General features: G+C 38.6%; 23 protein-coding genes and 1 riboswitch. Of the genes, 13 read left to right on the plus strand and 10 right to left on the minus strand.

The window, feature by feature from the left end:
• Nucleotides 1–81 precede the first annotated feature (81 nt).
• From crcB to thiD, 8 genes are all read left to right on the plus strand, one after another.
• Nucleotides 82–471, plus strand: a complete 390-nt coding sequence (crcB, locus tag AC3WJG_RS24085; RefSeq protein WP_098334688.1) for a fluoride efflux transporter CrcB — start codon at nucleotides 82–84, stop codon at nucleotides 469–471.
• A 47-nt stretch (nucleotides 472–518) separates the two neighbouring features.
• On the plus strand, nucleotides 519–734 hold the full coding sequence (locus AC3WJG_RS24090; RefSeq protein WP_013055279.1) for a hypothetical protein: 216 nt from the start codon (nucleotides 519–521) through the stop codon (nucleotides 732–734).
• A 158-nt stretch (nucleotides 735–892) separates the two neighbouring features.
• Nucleotides 893–993: riboswitch (TPP riboswitch) on the plus strand.
• A gap of 121 nt (nucleotides 994–1,114) precedes the next feature.
• A complete protein-coding gene (locus tag AC3WJG_RS24095) occupies nucleotides 1,115–1,738 on the plus strand; it encodes a thiamine phosphate synthase (protein ID WP_028410257.1) in 624 nt (207 codons plus the stop codon).
• Entirely contained in the window at nucleotides 1,722–2,849 is a 1,128-nt protein-coding gene (gene thiO / locus AC3WJG_RS24100) for a glycine oxidase ThiO (RefSeq protein ID WP_028410258.1), read from the plus strand. The genes AC3WJG_RS24095 and thiO overlap by 17 nt, the downstream gene beginning before the upstream one ends.
• A complete protein-coding gene (gene thiS, locus AC3WJG_RS24105) occupies nucleotides 2,846–3,049 on the plus strand; it encodes a sulfur carrier protein ThiS (protein ID WP_028410259.1) in 204 nt (67 codons plus the stop codon). The genes thiO and thiS overlap by 4 nt, the downstream gene beginning before the upstream one ends.
• A gap of 5 nt (nucleotides 3,050–3,054) precedes the next feature.
• Nucleotides 3,055–3,822, plus strand: a complete 768-nt coding sequence (locus AC3WJG_RS24110) for a thiazole synthase (protein ID WP_013055283.1) — start codon at nucleotides 3,055–3,057, stop codon at nucleotides 3,820–3,822.
• Nucleotides 3,819–4,838: a thiazole biosynthesis adenylyltransferase ThiF gene (locus tag AC3WJG_RS24115; protein WP_060745392.1), complete on the plus strand. Its 1,020-nt coding sequence runs from the start codon at nucleotides 3,819–3,821 to the stop codon at nucleotides 4,836–4,838. The genes AC3WJG_RS24110 and AC3WJG_RS24115 overlap by 4 nt, the downstream gene beginning before the upstream one ends.
• A 22-nt stretch (nucleotides 4,839–4,860) precedes the next feature.
• Nucleotides 4,861–5,670, plus strand: coding sequence for a bifunctional hydroxymethylpyrimidine kinase/phosphomethylpyrimidine kinase (thiD, locus tag AC3WJG_RS24120; protein ID WP_028410261.1), 810 nt, complete (start codon nucleotides 4,861–4,863; stop codon nucleotides 5,668–5,670).
• 30 nt (nucleotides 5,671–5,700) lie between these two features.
• On the opposite strand, the gene gpmA is transcribed toward thiD, so the two are convergent.
• Nucleotides 5,701–6,426, minus strand: coding sequence for a 2,3-diphosphoglycerate-dependent phosphoglycerate mutase (gene gpmA / locus AC3WJG_RS24125; RefSeq protein ID WP_098250123.1), 726 nt, complete (start codon nucleotides 6,424–6,426; stop codon nucleotides 5,701–5,703).
• 181 nt (nucleotides 6,427–6,607) lie between these two features.
• On the opposite strand from gpmA, the gene AC3WJG_RS24130 reads away from it, so the two are divergent.
• Nucleotides 6,608–6,805 carry a hypothetical protein gene (locus tag AC3WJG_RS24130; RefSeq protein ID WP_016762958.1) on the plus strand — a complete coding sequence of 66 codons (198 nt, stop codon included), beginning with the start codon at nucleotides 6,608–6,610 and terminating at the stop codon, nucleotides 6,803–6,805.
• A gap of 38 nt (nucleotides 6,806–6,843) precedes the next feature.
• Here the strand turns inward: AC3WJG_RS24130 and AC3WJG_RS24135 are convergent, their stop codons facing one another.
• Nucleotides 6,844–7,464: an NAD(P)-dependent oxidoreductase gene (locus tag AC3WJG_RS24135; protein WP_013081655.1), complete on the minus strand. Its 621-nt coding sequence runs from the start codon at nucleotides 7,462–7,464 to the stop codon at nucleotides 6,844–6,846.
• Between the two features lie 184 nt (nucleotides 7,465–7,648).
• Between AC3WJG_RS24135 and AC3WJG_RS24140 the strand changes: the two genes are divergently transcribed.
• The gene (locus AC3WJG_RS24140) at nucleotides 7,649–8,914 is read left to right on the plus strand and encodes a hemolysin family protein (protein ID WP_028410262.1); all 1,266 of its coding nucleotides are present in this window, start codon (nucleotides 7,649–7,651) and stop codon (nucleotides 8,912–8,914) included.
• Nucleotides 8,915–8,979: 65 nt separating this feature from the next.
• Here AC3WJG_RS24140 and AC3WJG_RS24145 read toward each other — a convergent pair whose 3' ends face one another.
• A complete protein-coding gene (locus tag AC3WJG_RS24145; protein ID WP_013055290.1) occupies nucleotides 8,980–9,198 on the minus strand; it encodes an alpha/beta-type small acid-soluble spore protein in 219 nt (72 codons plus the stop codon).
• Nucleotides 9,199–9,569: 371 nt separating this feature from the next.
• Here AC3WJG_RS24145 and AC3WJG_RS24150 point away from each other — a divergent pair, with 371 nt between their 5' ends.
• Nucleotides 9,570–9,734: a hypothetical protein gene (locus AC3WJG_RS24150; RefSeq protein WP_306460673.1), complete on the plus strand. Its 165-nt coding sequence runs from the start codon at nucleotides 9,570–9,572 to the stop codon at nucleotides 9,732–9,734.
• A 24-nt stretch (nucleotides 9,735–9,758) separates the two neighbouring features.
• Here the strand turns inward: AC3WJG_RS24150 and AC3WJG_RS24155 are convergent, their stop codons facing one another.
• The 7 genes from AC3WJG_RS24155 to AC3WJG_RS24185 form a co-directional block, all read right to left on the minus strand.
• Entirely contained in the window at nucleotides 9,759–10,868 is a 1,110-nt protein-coding gene (locus tag AC3WJG_RS24155; protein WP_016762961.1) for an ABC transporter ATP-binding protein, read from the minus strand.
• Nucleotides 10,869–11,006: 138 nt separating this feature from the next.
• Nucleotides 11,007–11,909 (minus strand): PucR family transcriptional regulator, encoded by a 903-nt coding sequence (locus tag AC3WJG_RS24160; RefSeq protein ID WP_337134621.1) that lies wholly within the window; start codon nucleotides 11,907–11,909, stop codon nucleotides 11,007–11,009.
• Nucleotides 11,910–11,938: 29 nt separating this feature from the next.
• Nucleotides 11,939–12,148, minus strand: coding sequence for a YheE family protein (locus tag AC3WJG_RS24165; RefSeq protein ID WP_013081659.1), 210 nt, complete (start codon nucleotides 12,146–12,148; stop codon nucleotides 11,939–11,941).
• Nucleotides 12,149–12,214: 66 nt separating this feature from the next.
• A complete protein-coding gene (locus AC3WJG_RS24170) occupies nucleotides 12,215–13,375 on the minus strand; it encodes a YheC/YheD family endospore coat-associated protein (RefSeq protein ID WP_272801754.1) in 1,161 nt (386 codons plus the stop codon).
• A complete protein-coding gene (locus AC3WJG_RS24175; RefSeq protein WP_337134623.1) occupies nucleotides 13,372–14,721 on the minus strand; it encodes a YheC/YheD family endospore coat-associated protein in 1,350 nt (449 codons plus the stop codon). Before AC3WJG_RS24175 ends, AC3WJG_RS24170 begins: the two co-directional genes overlap by 4 nt.
• Nucleotides 14,722–14,725: 4 nt before the next feature.
• Nucleotides 14,726–15,808, minus strand: a complete 1,083-nt coding sequence (locus AC3WJG_RS24180; RefSeq protein ID WP_225049873.1) for a YheC/YheD family endospore coat-associated protein — start codon at nucleotides 15,806–15,808, stop codon at nucleotides 14,726–14,728.
• Entirely contained in the window at nucleotides 15,805–17,148 is a 1,344-nt protein-coding gene (locus tag AC3WJG_RS24185) for a YheC/YheD family endospore coat-associated protein (RefSeq protein WP_102813504.1), read from the minus strand. The genes AC3WJG_RS24180 and AC3WJG_RS24185 overlap by 4 nt, the downstream gene beginning before the upstream one ends.
• A gap of 187 nt (nucleotides 17,149–17,335) precedes the next feature.
• Between AC3WJG_RS24185 and AC3WJG_RS24190 the strand changes: the two genes are divergently transcribed.
• Both AC3WJG_RS24190 and AC3WJG_RS24195 read left to right on the plus strand, forming a co-directional pair.
• The gene (locus AC3WJG_RS24190; protein ID WP_013055299.1) at nucleotides 17,336–17,686 is read left to right on the plus strand and encodes a YlbF/YmcA family competence regulator; all 351 of its coding nucleotides are present in this window, start codon (nucleotides 17,336–17,338) and stop codon (nucleotides 17,684–17,686) included.
• Nucleotides 17,687–17,865: 179 nt separating this feature from the next.
• Nucleotides 17,866–18,744 carry a Cof-type HAD-IIB family hydrolase gene (locus AC3WJG_RS24195; protein WP_013055300.1) on the plus strand — a complete coding sequence of 293 codons (879 nt, stop codon included), beginning with the start codon at nucleotides 17,866–17,868 and terminating at the stop codon, nucleotides 18,742–18,744.
• Nucleotides 18,745–19,155 lie beyond the last annotated feature (411 nt).

Here is a 19,155-nt window from a genome sequence, read left to right on the forward strand (position 1 = left end):
GGAATCTTTCTTGCTTTAGCAGGCTATCTATGCGGTGAAGCGGCAGGAAAAAATTTAGTGAAAGTACATGAGGTGAAGTAAATGAGCATAGTGAGCTTGGCACTTGGCGGGGCAGCTGGAGGAATATGCCGTTATCTTTTGGGTTTAAAAGTTACAAAAACAGTTTCAAACCCTCCTTTTCCAGTATCAATGCTGTTTGTAAACTTGCTCGGTGCGTTTGGACTTGGTCTTTTTTACGGTAGTTATTATGGAAAGGTTCCGAGTCATGCTTATGATGATTCAATATTTTTAATGATTGGCATTGGGTTTTTTGGTGCCTTTACCACTTTTTCAACGTTTAGTGTGGAAACCGTACAGTTAATTCGAGAAAAATTTTATCGAAAAATGTTGGCGTACGTGGGGATTTCAGCATTTGGAACAGTTGGTTTATTTACAGTCGGTTTACTGGCAGGGACGTTTTTATTTAAGTAAAGAGAACGTTTCTAGTAGGGAAAAACAAAAAGACGGAGAAGTAGAGAATGGATAGAAAAGCAGAAGTTTGGAAATACATTTTGTTGATTGTAGCTGTTGCAGGTCAGATCATCGGTTTTTTATTTTTATTTATAAATGTTGTGGCAGCATTTATTTTTTACGGTTTTTATATTCTAACTTTTATTATGTTACTCCTGCTGTTTATATGGGATCGGAAAAAGGAAAAAGACAAAGAAGAATTCGACGACTATACCGATTACTAACCATATAAAAAGCAGAATGATGCGGTGCGCCGAGCCTCTTAGTAAAGAAGCCTAAAAGATACCTCTATAAAAGGAAGAGAGCCGTAAGAGCATAAAGGGATATTGTATTTACATCTAGTTGTGTTATAATTTTAAGTACGAAAACAAAATCAATAAATAGCAATCACTAGGGGAGCTTTTGAAGCTGAGACGAATGTATTTCGGACCCTTTGAACCTGATCTGGTTTGGACCAGCGTAGGGAAGTGGCGATCATGTTTACATAAAGATGCATGCTAACCACTCTACGTTGTAGAGTGGTTTTTTGTATGTAATAAAGCCCTCTACACAAGATGAAGTGATTGAAATTTCTCTTTATTCTGAATGGAAAGGTTTCGATCATGTGGATATTCCTAAATTTCATGTCATTACAACAGATAAGCAGCCAATCGAAGAGCTTCAAAAAATTTTAACAGCTATCGCGCCTTTTGCGGGCGCCGTTCATATTAGAGAAAAAGAAAAAACGGCAAAGCAGATTCAATGTTTACTAGAAAGCCTGCCATTTTGTTGCTCTAAAATTATTGTGAACGATCGAGTTGATGTAGCGCATGCTTTAAAAGCAAAAGGCGTACAGCTTGCCTATCATAGTTTAGACGTTTCGTTTGTTATAGACGCATTTCCTTCTCTCATGGTCGGAAAGTCAGTTCACTCTGTGGAAGAGGCTTTAGAAGCTGAAAAAGATGGTGCTCACTACATTCTATACGGACATATTTATTCAACACATTCAAAAAAAGGATTAAGAAGTCGAGGGATAGCAGCGCTAAAAGAAGTAGTAGATGCTGTGCAGATACCGGTTATTGCCATTGGAGGAATTACACCTGTAAATGCCAAAGAGGTGCTGCAAACAGGAGCACACGGTATAGCTGTGATGTCTGGTGTCATGCTTGCGCAAGATCCCCTTAAAGCGATTAAACAATATTCTCATATATGGACATCTGGAGGTGGAGAAAATGAAGCAGCATTATGATGTACTGTTAATCGGAGGAGGTATAATCAGCTCTTCTATCGCTTATCATTTGTCAAAACAAGGAGCGTCAGTAGCTATTCTTGAACGCAATCAAATTGGTTGTGAAGCTTCAAGTGCAGCCGCTGGTATTTTAGGTGCTCAAGCTGAAATTGATGAAGAAGGTCCTCTTTTAGACCTTGCTATTAAGAGCAGAAGCATGTTTCCCGAACTGGTGAAGGAACTAAAAGAAAAAACGGCCATCGACGTAGAGCTCATTCAAAAAGGCTTATTAAAAGTTGCTGTAACTGAAGAAGATGCACACGTATTAAAGAAAAAAGCCGCTCAGCATCACCGGTGGGATGAACATGTAAGATGGATCGATGTAAAAGAAGCGCGTTTGTTAGAACCCGGGCTTTCTCCAGACATATACGGAGCCATTACAATACCGGGAGACGGCCAGCTAGCTCCGGCTAAGTTAACCCAGGCTCTTGCTCATGGAGCCTTGTATCACGGAGCAGATGTATTCGAATACTGTGACGTTCATTCTCTTATTATGGAAAATGAAACGGTAAAAGGTGTACAGACGTCCAAAGGCTCTTTTTATGGAGAAAAAGTAGTTATTGCAGCAGGCTCATGGGCTAAACGCTTTATTTCTTCTGAACATTTAGGTCAGGTGTTTCCTGTAAAAGGGGAGTGTATTGCTCTGCAAAGTCATAAGCCACTGCTTTCTAAAACGATTTTTTTAGATGAAGGTTTTTACTTAGTGCCAAAGACTGGTGGAAGAATCGTAATAGGGGCAACTAAGCTACAGCATGATTTTACCAAGACGGTTTCTGCACAAGGTATTCAATTTTTGCTGAATAAAGCTTCTGCGCTTCTGCCGGCTATTAAAGATGCTACATTTGAAAAAGCATGGGCAGGTCTTCGTCCACAAACAAATGATGGCTGGCCTTATTTAGGAGAGCATCCTGAAATAGCGAATCTACACATGGCGTTTGGCCACTACCGAAATGGTATTTTATTAAGTGCTGCAACTGGAAAAATTATGGCTGATGCTTTGTTAGGGAAAAAGCCGAATCATTCATTTTTTACATCATTTCAGCTAACTAGAGTAATGGAGGGAGTTCATTGAATCTAATCATTAATGGTAAGACCGTTACTGTTGGAGATGAAATTGAAACGGTTCAGCACTTGTTGCAGGCTCAGAACCTGCATGAACGAGTGGTAATTGTTGAGCTAAACAAGAATATTTTACAAAAAGAAGAACATAGTGATGCAAGTTTGAAAGATGGAGATGCATTAGAAGTCGTTTCATTTGTAGGAGGAGGATGAAGAGTATGTTAAAAATTGGACAATATACATTTAATTCACGTTTATTATTAGGAACAGGGAAATTTCCAGACTTTACGACTCAGCGTCAAGCGGTAGAAGAGTCGGAGACCGAAATTTTAACATTTGCTGTTAGACGAATGGATATTTTTGATCAAAATCAGCCTAATTTATTAGAAGCGCTTGATGTGAAGCGTTTCACTCTTTTGCCTAACACTGCTGGAGCAAAAAATGCAGAAGAGGCCGTACGTATTGCTAAATTAGCAAAGGCTTCTGGACTTTGTGACATGGTGAAAGTAGAAGTAATTGGATGTGATAAAACGCTGCTTCCTGATCCAGTTGAAACATTAAAAGCCAGTGAAGAACTGTTAAAAGAGGGCTTTACCGTTTTACCTTACACATCAGATGATGTTTTACTTGCGCGTCGTTTAGAGGAGTTAGGCGTACATGCCATTATGCCAGGAGCTTCGCCTATCGGTTCAGGTCAAGGTATTATTAATCCGTTGAACATGCGTTTTATCATTGAACAATCAACTGTTCCAGTAATTGTAGATGCAGGTATTGGAACGGCTTCAGACGCAGCTCAAGCTATGGAGCTAGGAGCAGATGGTGTGTTATTAAATACAGCTGTTTCAGGAGCAAAAGATCCTGTGAAAATGGCTCGTGCTATGAAGCTAGCGATTGAAGCAGGACGAGCAGCATTTGAAGCAGGACGTATTGAAAAGAAACAATATGCAACGGCAAGCAGTCCAACAGAAGGGATGAGTATCGGTTGATTAATCGTTATTCCCGCCAAGAACTGTTTCAACCTATTGGAAAAGGCGGACAGCAGCTAATTCAAGAAAAGCATGTTCTGATTGTAGGAGCAGGTGCTCTTGGAACAGGGAACGCCGAGGCTCTTGCGCGAGCGGGGGTAAAGAAAATAACGCTCATTGACCGGGACTATGTAGAGTGGAGCAACCTTCAGCGGCAGCAATTGTATAGTGAAAAAGATGCTGATAAAAGAATTCCAAAAGCAATTGCCGCTAAAAAACGGCTTCACGATATTAATCACGATGTAAAAGTAGAAGCGCACGTAGCAGACGGTACCCCTCAAGTTTTAGAACAGCTTGTTGAGGGGGTAGATGTTATGATTGATGCAACCGATAATTTTGACACACGGCTTGTAATGAATGATTTATCACAAAAATATGATATTCCTTGGATTTACGGAGCATGTGTAGGAAGTTATGGAATTAGTTATACTATCATACCAAGTGAAACACCGTGTTTATCCTGTTTGCTTGAATCTGTACCGCTTGGAGGGTTAACATGTGATACAGTGGGGATTATTAGTCCTGCTGTTCAAATGGTAGTCGCTCATCAAGTAACAGAAGTGTTAAAAATATTAGTCGGAGACTGGAATGCGCTCAGGAGGGAACTTGTTTCGTTTGACGTATGGAAAAATGAGTATACGAGCATCAATGTGAACGTGTTTCGCAAATCTGCTTGCCGCTCATGCGGCAGTGAACAAACGTATCCCTTTTTACAATATGAAAATCAAACGAAAACAGCTGTGCTATGCGGAAGAAACACGGTACAAATCCGTCCGGGCAAATCAGCCAAGCAGCCGCTGCAGTCTTTAGGTGAACGATTAAAAGAAAAAGGATATAAAATTGAACAAAATCCGTATCTGCTTTCTTTTTATGTAGATGATTACCGTTTAGTTATGTTTCAAGATGGGCGCGTCTTTGTCCATGGAACAAACGATATAGTAGAAGCAAAGTCACTTTATCATCGGTATATTGGGTAAGAAAGAGATGGAGGTTTCAAGCATGACAGTACCAAAAGCATTAACCATTGCTGGATCAGACAGCGGTGGAGGAGCAGGCATTCAAGCAGATTTAAAAACATTTCAAGAGCGTGACGTTTTTGGCATGTCTGTTATTACAGCTGTGACCGCACAAAATACAGTTGGCGTTCAAGGAGTTTATCCTTTAGAAGCAGAAGCAGTTGAAACGCAGTTAGATTCAATTGCCACTGACTTATTTCCTAATGCAGTGAAGACAGGTATGTTGTTCAGTGCTGATATTATTTACGCAGTGGCTCGTAAAATCAAACAGTACGGACTGCAAAATGTTGTAGTTGATCCCGTTATGATTGCAAAAGGCGGTCAGTCTCTTCTTCAAAGAGAAGCCGTACAGGCTCTAAAAGAATTATTGCCTCTTTGTGAAGTTATTACGCCGAACATACCGGAGGCGGAAGTCATCACGGGTAAAGAAATTCACACGATCGAAGACCGAAAAGAAGCGGCAAAACAGATTCATGAGCTAGGTGTAAAGCACGTGGTAATTAAAGGCGGACATGATCAATCTCATCAAGATATGATTGATATAGTGTATGATGGTCATACGTACGTTGAAATCACGCATGAAAAGATGAATACAAAGCATACACATGGAACGGGATGCACGTTTGCTGCTTGCGTCACAGCTGAACTAGCGAAAGGCAAAAGCGTGGTTGAAGCAGTTCAAATCGCTTCCGATTTTGTTCACTATGCGATTAAGCATACCCTTGAAATTGGTTCCGGACACGGTCCTACTAATCACTGGGCGTATGGAAAATACTTTCGTTCAAACATATAAAAAAACGTGCCTACAATCTAGGCACGTTTTTTATGAAGAAGGAATATGGGTAGGAATCTCTCCATCGATGCCTAAATAATAATGTCTAAGGGGCTTTAAATTATCATCAAGCTCATAAACAAGCGGCACGCTTGTGGGAATATTCAAGTTCGCAATGCCATCAGGCGAAATGTTATCCAAATACTGCATCAGAGCCCTAATCGTATTACCGTGAGCGGAAATAATAACCTTTTTGCCAGCTTTAATAGAAGGAGCAATGATTTCGTCCCAATATTCTAGAACCCGCTTTTCTGTATCGGCTAAGTTTTCCGTTACAGGAAATTGTCCCTTAGCTAATTCCTTATACTTAGGGTTGGAAGCTTCATAGCGAATATCTGTTGTCTTTAAAGCAGGAGGGCGTTCGTTCATCGACCTTCTCCACAAATGCACTTGCTCTTCTCCAAATTTTTTTGCGGTTTCTTCTTTGTTCAAACCTTGAAGAGCCCCGTAGTGCCGTTCATTCAGCCTCCAAGATTTATATACGGGAATCCACATGAAGTCCATTTGATGTAAGACAATCCACAGAGTGCGAATGGATCGTTTTAAAACAGAAGTATAGGCAATATCAAAAGTATATTCGTTTTTCTTTAGCACTTTTCCAGCTTCTCGCGCTTCTTGCAATCCATTTTTAGAAAGATCTACATCCGTCCAGCCTGTAAATTTATTTTCAAGATTCCACACGCTTTGTCCGTGCCGAATCAACACAAGTTTTATCATCGTGTTCTCCTTTCAACAGTGACTAAGGACTCTATTCTTTTTTATTATGAGAAGGAAAGAGTTTTTTATCCTAAAGCCGGGGAAAGGAGTTTTTATCATTTAGAAAAAGTGATGCCGAAAAGTAAAGCTTTAACTTTTTTACGCATATGATAAAAATAAAAAAGGGAAGGGAAGATAGTGAATGAGTGACCAAGAACGTCAGATTCAAGCGCTGCACGGCCAGATTGAAGATTTAAAAGAAGAAATGTATCAGATGAAGCTTGATATTAGCACATTAGAGAAAGAAAAAGGAAAGCCTGTTTTGACACCGGCTCTCGTTGGTCAAATAGGAGGTTTTGTTCTAGGTGGATTAGCTATAATCGGTATTTTCTGGATGTAGAACTTCTCGTTTTGAAAACGAAAAGTTCTCCTGATTTTTCAATAAGCAATTCCAACGCGGCATTTGGAAAACTTTTGAGCCCATATCTCATGGTAGGTAAAGTGAGCGGTATCTCCCGTTGAAATTTTAACGGCATCAGCTGGTAAAATATCTTTTTCCACTCGATACGTGCCTGTTATTTCACCCTCAGGCAAGTATGTTGGGCATATAACCGTCCAGTTTAGATCACTTTCCTTCAAGTGTAAGTATCCTTTTAAATGATCTTCTGCTGCTCTCGTCGTTTTACGCTTTGATTCATTTGATTGAAAACGATACTTTTCTGGTTCTGTTCGTGATTGTAAGATGCCTGCAGTTCCAATAGTAAGAATACGATGAACGCCGTAATACTTCATGCTGTTTATAATAAGCGGCATACTTTTTGAAATCGTCTCTGCACCATCTGTATTTAACGCGCTGACTACGATATCTTGGTGCTTGAGGGCAAAGTTGATATTTTCTTGATGAAGTACATCGCCTTGTAAGATATGTAGGTTTGGATGACTAACCTGTAGCTTATTGCGGTCTCTAACAAGTACAGTAACGTCGTTTTCATCTTTTAGCATCATTTTTAATAAAGACTGTCCAACTCGCCCTGTAGAGCCTAATAGTAAAATTTTCATTGGCTACACCCCTCTATAAAAGATAGTATCTATTCTTTAGGATATACAATCTGTATACTTATTCATAATAAAAAGCATGCATAGCATAAAGTAATACAAAGTTGATGAATGAAATATTCAACAACAAAAAAATTTGATATGATAAAAAGACAGAAAAATCAAAAAATAGGAGAGTGAATGTCTTTTGGGAGACTTGCCTCTGAATCAAATGATGATATTAGTCGTTTTGCTTATGTTATCAGCTTTCTTTTCATCTGCTGAGACAGCCTTTTCAAGCGTAAATAAAATTCGTTTAAAACATTACGCTGAGAAAAAATATCGGGGAAGTAAAAAAGCGCTGCATATTGCTGAACACTTTGAGCAGACGCTATCGACAATTTTAGTAGGAAATATTGTCGTAAACATTGCTGCGTCCTCTTTGGCAGCCAAAATTGCCCTCGATATGTTTAAAGGAAACCTAGCACTTGTGATTAGTATCATCGTTATGACTATCATCATTTTGATTTTTGGTGAAGTCTTGCCAAAATCGTTAGCTAAAGAGCATGCCGAATCTTTTGCGCTGATGATTTCTTCCTTGTTATTTATTATTATTAAATTGTTAACCCCGATTTCCTTCTTATTTTTACAGGTGAAAAAAGGAACTTCTCACTTGTTAGCGTCTGCTCCTACACCAACGATTACAGAAGATGAAATTAAAGTGATGGTAGATTTAAGCGAAGAAGAAGGAACGATTAATAATATTGAAAAAGAGCTAGTTCATCGTTCACTCAATTTTAATGACATTGTGGTGGGGCAAATTTTAAAACCTAGAATAGATGTCACAGCAGTTGACGTAAATGCCGATATTGATTCGGTTTGTCAAATGTTTCTTGAAGAGAGATATTCAAGAGTCCCTGTATACGAAGATCATATTGATAATATTATTGGCATTTTATCAGAAAGAGAATTTTTAACCTGTTTAGTCCAAAGAAAAGAGATTTCTATTCGTGATTTGTTGAGACAACCTATTTTTGTAGTAGAATCCATGAAAATATCTGTTCTATTGCCAGAGCTCCAAAAAAGTAAGGTTCACATGGCAATTGTAGTTGATGAGTTTGGGGGAACGGCCGGTCTTGTGACCTTAGAGGATATATTAGAAGAAATTGTAGGAGAGATTTGGGATGAACATGATGAAGCTGTTAAGTATGTACACCAGATAGGGGAAAAGGAGTACGAATTTAACGCCGACATCCCTATTGATGAATTTTTAACCTATATAGCGGTTAGTTCTCCTGACAGTACGTGCCATACCTTAGGGGGATGGATATATGAGCAGTTTGATCATATTCCTGCTAAAGGAGACTTTTTCTCATATGAAGAGATATTGTTTACCATTAAGGAAGTAGAAAATCGACGTATTCGCAAAGTTTCCGTAAAATCATTTGCGAATAAGAATGAGGAAGCTGATTAAAAGAAACTAGAAAGCGCTCCAAGAAATCTTGGAGCGCTAAAGCCATAATATGAAATTAGTTAATATTAGTACTTGCCGCCTAGGTTTTGCTCAGCTAATTGTACTAAACGTTTTGTGATTTCGCCACCAACAGATCCGTTCGCACGAGCTGTTGCATCTGGTCCTAAGTTTACACCAAACTCACTAGCGATTTCGAACTTCATTTGATCGATAGCAGCTTGAGCACCAGGCGCTACTAACTTGTTTGATGAATTTCTGTTTGATGCGTTTTGATAATTTGCCATGTGTATTCATCTCCTCGTTAGATAAAATAGATTGTAATGGTTGAGTTAGCTGGAGTTGAACCAGCCGAGCAGATGCATCGATTAGATCTGCTTGCCTACCGCGGCGTAACTCAATGCTTGCGAGCTGTTGTGCTCGGTTGTTACTAGTATTATGGCGAAAGGGAAAAAAACATATACATAGAAATTTGTTGGTAATTTATAGAAATTTTTGTGTGGAGTTTGATAAAGAGTAAGAGAGTTTTATTCCGTGCATATTATAGGTACATATTGATCAGGTAAAGTGAGGTGTGCGGATGTCGATTTGTTCCTTATGTAATGGGTTTAGTGATGTACAAATGACGTGCAAAACATGTGGAGGAGTGCTGGGGGATATGGGCAAAGTCAGCGATTATTTTGATGATTACAGTGCTTACATGGAAATCGATCAGTTAAAAATAGAAAATGGGTATCCTAGTGATTTAGCAAATCACCAATGTATTCATCTCTTTTACTGCTCTACTTGTCACAGTGAAGAATTGAAGCAAATACAGGAATAAAAAAAGACCCCTAGGGGTCTTTTTTTATTCCTGTTCAGCACGGATGCGCTGTTCAGATTCTGCATCAAAGAAATGCGCTTTGTTCATATCTAATGCTAAGTCCAGAGACTGAAGCGGTTTAATATCTGTTCTTGAATCTACGCGTGCTACAAAATCTTGTCCGCCAAGTTTAGAATAAAGCATGGTTTCAGCTCCCATTAACTCGGATACATCGACTTTGATTGTAACTTTTGTGCCAGGTGAAGATTCAATAAATACAGGCTCATCATGGAAATCTTCAGGGCGGATGCCTAAAATAATTTGTTTGTTTAAATATCCTTGCTCGCGAAGTATTTTCATTTTACCTTCCGGAACTGCAAGAAGAGAATCGCCTACTTGAACCTTCCCGTCTTTTAACGTTCCGGTTAAGAAGTTCATAGCAGGAGAACCAATAAACCCGCCTACAAATACATTTTCAGGTTTTTCATATACTTCTTTTGGTGTACCAACCTGCTGGATAATCCCATCTTTCATAACAACCAGACGAGAAGCCATTGTCATTGCTTCGGTTTGGTCATGTGTTACGTAAATTGTCGTTGTACCCAAACGCTGGTGAAGCTTCGCAATTTCAGAACGCATTTGCACACGTAATTTCGCGTCTAAGTTTGATAAAGGTTCGTCCATTAAGAAGACCTTAGCATCACGAACGATTGCACGACCTAGAGCTACACGCTGACGCTGCCCCCCGGATAATGCTTTTGGCTTTCGCTCTAAGTATTGCTCAAGTCCTAAAATACGAGCGGCATCTTTTACGCGGCGTTCGATTTCATCTTTTGGTAATTTACGAAGTTTTAAGCCGAAAGCCATGTTGTCATATACGCTCATATGCGGATACAATGCGTAGTTTTGGAATACCATTGCAATGTCGCGATCTTTTGGAGCAACGTCATTTACACGCTTGCTGTCAATATAAAAATCACCTTTGGAAATTTCCTCTAAACCTGCAACCATACGAAGCGTTGTCGATTTTCCGCAGCCTGAAGGCCCAACAAATACAATAAATTCTTTATCTTGAATGTGAAGGTTAAAATCTTTTACCGCCGTCACATCTTTATCATACATTTTATAAATATGTTCTAAACGTAATTCAGCCATTTCCATTTCCCCCTTGTATGTACTCTGTGAAACCGTTTTCTTAACTCTAGTGTAATTTTTTTTAATGAAACGGTAAATGGCAAACATGCACAAAAAAAGAAAGAGTTTTCGTGCACTATTTACGAAAACCCTTTCATTTTATTCTCCATCTTGCAAATTTTTTAAAGCAAGAATGGCTAAGTAAGCAGACACAGCTCCTGTGAAGTGTTTGATATCAAGGTGTGTGCGATCAATAAATTTCTCAATTCTATACTGCAAGCTGTTGCGATGCATGTACAATTTCTTAGCAGCAAGAGATACGTTTAAATTACATTCTAAATAGACTTTAATCGTTTCTAAAAGATCTCCATCATCTTTTACTAAGTCAAGTAAATGTATCATATGATTTTGGATTGCTTCTGAAGACTCTTGCAGAACCAAATGGGGTAAAACGTCGGCAAAATGGATGACGTGGTTTTGTTCGACTGTATGCTTAATTTGATAAAACCATTTCTTTTCACGCTCAAAAATTAATCGCGGTGAAGACGGAAAAAAGTGAATTTGTCCTTCAAAGAACTGAATCGAAGTTTCAAAATCATGACATAGCACCTCGATAGAATCTGATAAATTTTCAGTTAAGTCATTAGGATCATTAAAGGTTTCGATAACGATACCTGATTGTTTATCCATCCACAACACAGTAATCGAGGTAGAATACAAGGCGTGAAGCGCATTTTCAAACTCTATTTTTTGTTCAAACAAACGTTTAATTAAAAACTGGGTGAAGCGAAAAGAATGGTGCTTATGATGAGAGTGAATGACTTTTTCAGGTGCTTCAAATAGCAGGTTTGACCAATACAATTGCTCTGGCGTTAGTAAAGAAACTTTCTCATCATAAGGGGTTAAAAAAGCAGAAAGTAACGCCTGCTCTTTTTGAGATAAAGCCGTGTGTTCAATTCCAATGAAGCTTTCATCATATGAAAACCATTTGTAACGTTCAAATTGAGAAGGGACTTTAGCCTTAATCATTTTATCCCCAAATAGTGTGTGCAGCTGTTTCATCTGTGCTCGTTCCCTTCGGTGAAAGCTTACTATTCATAAACGTGAAAAAGCATAAGCTCATGAATATAATCAATTAATTGTGTTTCATCTATTTGATTAGAAGGCGCAGTTTTCCATACAATTTGTCCATCTTTTAAATAATCAGCCTCATAATAAACCCGATTCATATAAAACGAGATGTGCCAGCCCGGCATTCGATTATTTTGATACAGCGGTTTAACCTGAAAATGTGAAACCATAAAGAAAATCTCCTTTCTCAATTAGTTATTATAAGCTTACCATGAGAAAAGGAGATGAAAAATCATTTAATCTAAAAATTTTGTTAATTTGTAAAATATGTTGCATATGTGTTTAGCACCTTGCGTTTGAATATCTGTTTCATCAAAAATCATCGGTTTTGCATTCACTTCAAACAGATAATACTGCCCTTGGGCTGACTTTGCCATATCAAGAGAAAATTCTTCAACTAGAGGGAAGGACTTTTGAAGGACTTGCCCGCACGTATTTACAAAGGACGAAAGAAAGGCAGTATCTACTTCATCTTCAAAATCTTGAAAAGGTGAAATGCTGCCGCCGTTTAACGTATGTGTTGTAATGGATTGATAGGGACTATGTCGAATACCGACGCCGCTAATAACATATCCGCTATCTTTGTGATGGGCTAAAATACGTAAGTCATAGCGCCTGTCTTTGAATGGTTGCGTCTCAATCGCTTCTTGAATGAGATAAGCAGACTTGGGAAGGTCAATTGCTTGTAAAGAAGAAAATTCTTCTTTGCGTTTATGATCTTGATAAATAATCGTATGCTTATGGAAAGATAATCGGAAAATTCCAGCACCTTTACTGCTGTTAATAGGCTTAAAGTAAAGGGAAGAGTGTTTTTGCAGAAGCTTAGCAATATCAATTTCTGGTGTTAAACGATAGGTTTTAGGAAGGTGAGAAGATAGCAGTGGATCCTTTGAAAATAATTGATATACTTTCCATTTTGAAAAAAAAGCGGAGTTAAAAAGTGGAATGTGCTTGCCTTTAATTTTTTGATGCAAAGATGTCAACTTCTTGGTTTCTGATTTTCTTCCTGGATAACGATTATATATAACGTTTGGCAGCGGCAAGGTTGTTTTGATCCACTGCTTTTTTTCACCGTCAAAGCAATACCCTTCAAAGAAGTGATGAGACATTGTTTCTTCAGCGAATAAAGCAAGAAGCCCTCCTTTTTCTTGCAGGGTATGATGTAAGAGTTCTAATAAAGGACGCTGTTTTACATTCAGTTTTTCCAAAACAGCCTTGTTCGTTAAAACTCCCACAATAGGACCGACTTTTCCTCCTTTTAAACGAAGAAAAGCTTGAGTAGAAGAAATGTTTTGAGTAAAGGGAAGTTCAATTTCTTGAACTCCCCATGTGTAAGATGCTGAAGGGTTGTGATGAAACCACTGCTGCTTTTCTTTGTGATAGTAAATTGTAATCATATGCTGATGCCTTCAGGTGTATTTAGATAGTATCCAGATAAGTAAATCGCGTATTCTAGAGAAAGTTTTCTAGTTTGTTGATCTGCTTTTCGTAAGGCAGGGTGTGAAAAAATAGAGCGACCGGGCTTAGAGTTAGCTTCAAACAGCCATACGTTTCCTTGATAATCCACTCCAAAATCGAATCCAAGCTCTCCAATTAATCCGTTCAACTCCTGTTCAAGCACATGACTAATTGAGATAGCGGCATCTTTTAGCTTATTTTCAATTTCTTTTTTGTAAGAAGGGTTGGTGAATATTTTAGCTGTAGCTTCAATTTCTCCGCCGTAATCAAGATGCGTAGTGATGCTGTTGGGACCGGCCACTTTAGCAGCTAGAGCAGTAAGCATCCATTGGTTATTCCCGTTTTTATTCGTATGCACGCGAAAGTCTACACAGCGCTTTTCTTTTTTGATTAATGAAATACCCTGCTGAGCAATGTAGGAAGGATTAGTAAGTAAATATTCAAATTCTGATAATAGATCCTCTAAGGTTTCTTTTGCTTGAACATGAAGACCTTTTTCTCCTTTGTAAGTCAGCGTGTACATGGAATCCTTAAAAGATAGGGTATAAATGCCGCGGCCTAAGCTTCCGTTTTTCGGTTTTAAATAAACGGTTTGATGAAGAAGCAGAAGTTTTTTTATTTGCTCACACGAAGGACTTTCAACCGTATAAGGTAACAAATAGGCTGTCTGCTCGTTCAGTTTTAAAAGCTCATGAATTTCCCACTTGTTGAAAAAATCAGGATTAAAAAATGGAATGCCGTAATCAGTCATCATCTTTTCTTTAATGAACTTAAAAGGAGCTAACCCTTCTGTTTTTCGATTTGGCAAACGATTATATACAACGTTAGGAAGCGGGATTTCATGCTGTGTCCAGCCGCTTTCTTCATAAAAATAGCCGTTTATGGTCCCGGTTTCCCAGTTGATATGATGAGTTCCAAAAATAAAAGGCAGGCCCCCTGTTATACTTGCAGTAGAAAGAAGTTTAGCTAAGTGAAGGGAACGCTTTCCAATTGGCCGCAGCAGAGAACCAGTAAAACCAGCGGATAACACACCGATTAAAGGTCCTAAGTGAATGGTCTCATTCACAATAATAGGATGCATCATATGGGCGAAAGGAATTTGAAGTTTTGTCATTAGCTCAGCTGAAATCTGAATTTCTTCACGTTCTGAAGATTGTATAAGGCATGGAGCTGTCATTGTTCCAAAAGCTGCTTGTTTCAAGGAGTCTTTGTAAAGAGATGAAGGAACAGAAAGATCACAGCCTAGCTGCTCTACTACAACAAGGCGAGTAAGAGTTTTTTTCATAGCATTACTCCTTACGATACGATAGTGTGTTAGCTAAATAGACGCAGTAAGACAGGACATTTTTATACATGACTTCTTTTTGTTCAGGTGCTGTTTCCATTACTATTTTTCTTCCCGGTTTCGAATTTAAATCTAAAATCCAGATGCTGAAGTCTCTCGAGATACATAAATCAATACCTAATTCAAAAAGAGAAGGAAAGTGATTTTCCAGCACGGACGGAATCGTTTTACAAATGGTGTTGATTTCATCCATTACATATTGACGATGAACGCGAGGGATGCGAGGCAGCAAGTTTTCAAAAGGTACAATAGATGCTCCTGAACTTACATTTGTTACAATAGAGTCCCGTTCACCTTGTCTAATGCCTCTTCCAATTTCTTTCCAAGCACCATCGTTTCCTTTTTGTAATAGCAGTCTTATATCAAAAGGAGTGCGTTCATAAGGGAAAAATGAAATATGGGGCTGAGCAATATACAGTACATCACGAGTGGTTTTCGTAAACCAGCTCTTAAACTCTTGAAAAGAGGAAAATAGAATGGTGTTTACAATGTCATTTTGTTGATAAGAAGCTTCAATTTCACGTCCGCGTTGTCTTAATTTCACAATCCCTTTACCTTGTGAGCCGTTGGCAGGTTTAATCATTAGGCTATCGTTTGTTCGAAGCAGCTGGACAAGTTGCTCTACACTTTCGATTGGAGTGGTAGGAGGAATATATGAAGATAAATAGCTATCTTTTTTAATTACTTCATAGACATCTAGCTTATTGGGTAATCCATGGCCTAAAAATGTAACATCTTCCCGCTGTTTAAGCCAGTTTACAATAGGGCGAGCCTTTTTAGACAGCGAGTCTTTTCGATAAAAGCAGCGATCGTAAATAAACGAAGGAAGTAAGAAGGAATCTTCTATCCATTTCTCTTGTTGTAAATCGTAGCGGAAGCCTTCAATATTTTCGGTGTTAGGATGAATGTTAAAAGGAGTAAAACGGTATATTTCAATCGAAAACTCAGAAGCATGTTTAGCAATTTCGGTCACGTACTCCACTTCTTGCTGTGGGTGAATCGTTAAAAAGCCTAATGAAATCATCATAAATCCTCCTTGGGAAATTGAAAATTCGTTGCATGCAGACAATAATCAAGCAGTGCTTTTGTTGATGGACGGACAGAGAAAGCGCTTGAATCGGATTGTTTGGAAGGTTTGACATTTACTTCAATAATCCAAGGCTTTCCTTCTTGATCAATCGCTAAATCAATACCGAATTCGGCATAAAGTTCAGACGGATGAGAAAGCTGCGTGCAAATTTCAATCGCAATCTCTTTTAAAAGTGAAAGGATATGGCGCGTAGTTTTTGAATCATAGAGCTGAGTTAACACTTGCTGAGGAGGATGAATATCTCCTCCACGGGCAAGATTTGAGACAAAATTGCCGGGTTTTGATACACGTGTGACAATGGACGTGATTTTCCACGTCAAGTCGTCTTTTTTATGACAGAGAATGCGGAAATCAAAAGGGCACTGTTTGTATGTCTGCAGTGAAATTCCTTCTTGGATGAGGAATCCTTGCCTTTTTAATTGACTATAAAGCGTTTCAAATAAGTCATAAAGAGATTCATATTCTTTTTCATACGGCTGCGTAAATGTTGTATAGTCTAAAATATACTTCTCTTTTTTTGAAATTTTAAAAATGTTTTTTCCTTGGCTACCATGAACAGGCTTCAAAAAAACATCGTCATGAAGTTCCAAAGCGTCAAGAAGATCTTGCCGTGAACGAAGCTGATACGTTTTTGGCAAATATGGAAGCAAGTGTACGACATCTTTAAGCTGTTGAAAAACCGTCCATTTATTTAAGTAGCGTGCGTTAAAGAAAGGAACGTCATGTTCTTTTAAAAATGTTTTAAAGGTTTGAAAATCAGCGGTTTGCTCCGTTTTCCTGGCATGAATCCGGTTGTGTACGATTCCCGGAAAGGGAACGTCTGAATAAACCCATCGATCAGCGCGATAAACATATCCTTTAGGGGATAATGACTTCACGTCGCTTAATTTGCTCACATAGCAAAAACACCCTAACTCCTTGCAAGCTTGAACAAATTCCTTACAAAATACAGAAATGGAGCCAAAAAGTTCTTCATCTTCTCGAACTTCTGTTACGATGCTAACTACGGGTCCTAACCTAAACGAGTTCTCTTCATAAATGCCTCTCAGCTGATGTGTTTCATACGGAAAGCGAAAGTCTGTAAATAGAGCTTCTGACATCATGAAACAGCATTCTTGATGCTGAAACACGGTGGCTTCGACTTCTTTCGTGATGGAACCTACTGTTAACGTAAACTCGTGCTTGCACTTCACACGTGAGAACAGAGCAGAACTAATGTAAATGTCGCTGCTCATATGGTTCTCTAGTGGTTTTAGAGAAATGGTAAAAGTATTCATAAACGAATCCTCTTTTTCTTTCCTTTAGTAGGCGAATGCTGATATATACTATGAGGAATTAGCCCAATCTGTGAAGAGAATTTATCGTTTTCGGAGAAAATAAAGGTCTTAAGCTGAATTTTATATAATAATTTGTTATAGTTAGGGAAGTCAAGAAATTATAGAACTTAATTAGGAGGAACTTAACGTGTCTGTAAACTTACATGATGTAGCAAATGATTTAGAAAAAGCAATTCGTCAAAGCGACGATTACACAAACTTAAAAAACTTATATGCAGCAGTAAATGCTGATCAAGGTTCAAAACAATTATTTGAGCGTTTCCGTACAATGCAAATGGAGCTGCAACAAAAGCAAATGATGGGCCAAGAAATCACTGAAGAAGAAGTTCAGCAAGCTCAACAAACAGTTGCAATCGTTCAACAAGATCAAAATATCGCGAAGCTAATGGAAGCTGAGCAACGTATGAGCATGGTAATTGGTGAATTAAACAAAATTATCATGAAGCCACTTGAAGAACTTTACGGTGCGGCTGAATAAGAGATAGAGGAAAGAGGAAAAGAGAAATCTTTTCCTCTTTTTTTATGCGGAAATTCCTTCTAATTGTGCAGTTCTGCTCATAAGCTTAGTAACAAGGCTACACATGCCGACTATCATGAAAAGGTCATTTATAACCGTATCCTAACGGATTAGACATCTATGAAAGAAGGGGTTCTCATATGGCTTATCGATTGCTAGCGTTGAATATTGATGGAACCATTTTAAATAGCCAAGGGCGCGTTACAAAAGAAACGAAAGACGCAATTCAATTCGTTAAAAATAAAGGGGTTTACGTTACGTTAGTAACAAACAGGCATTTTCCGTCTGCTAAAAAAATTGCTCGGTCACTTAAAGTTCATCCAGCAATGCTCATTACTCATAGCGGTGCCTTTATCGGAACATCGATAGACAAACCGATACTAGATAAGAGAATTAGCGAGGAAAAAACATTTAATCTCATTCAGCTTTTTGAAAATTTTAATTGTCATGTCCGCATTTTACATGAAAGGTTTTCAATTGGAAATCGTGTAAAGCTTCCGAATAATATTGTAGCTAAAAGCGTGTTAAAAACGGGAGAACCGCTCTTTTATCCCGTGCAGTTCGTAGATTCATTAGGAGATACGCTTCGTGATGAACCTGTTTCTACGCCAAAAATAGAAGTGTATTTTGCAGATCGTAGAGAAAAAGAATACGCCGAGCAAACAATTGCTAGTGCGGTCCCGGATATTGAATGGTTTTCGTATCCAAATGAAAATAGATGTTATATTACGCCAAAAGGAGCCACAAAAGCTGCCGGCGTTCGTTATGTAGCAAATCGCTTAGGGATACCAATGGAAGACGTAGTAGCAATTGGAAATTGCTATGATGATTTAGAAACGATTGAACATGCGGGAATGGGTGTGGCCATGGGCAATTCACCAACAGAATTAAAAATGCTTGCGGATTGGGTTACTCGTTCTAATAATGAAAATGGTGTAGCCTATATGGTGAAAGAACTATTTAGAAAGCAGCAGCGCCTTGGTTATCTTCATCAAATTGACAGCTTTCGTTTAAAATAAATAAAGGAAAAAGAGGCTAGAACAAAAGCAGTTTAGCCGAAGAAAGATCCGAACGTGAATCGAGATTCTTGATAGAGAATCCAATTCGTTCGGATTTTTTTATTGGAAGAGCGAACGTAGGTTTTATATATGTAGGTGCTTCTAGCTGTTGATTGGAGGGCAAGGCGAAGACTTCTGCGGGAAAAGCGCAAGCGACGAGAAGGCTCATTGGCCGCCTGCGGAAAGCAAAGCCTTGCGCGGAAATCAACAGAGGTGTAAGGAGTGATTCATATGAGCTCATTTATCCCATTTGTTCATCTTTAGATTGAATGAATGTAGTTATGCCTCAATCTCTTTTTCCGTTTGTTTCCTGTCCGCGCATTCCCTTGAGCTGAGCACCTTGACCGGACATACGTAGGTTTTGTAAACTGG

The organism is Priestia sp. FW507-14D1A, assembly GCF_058781295.1.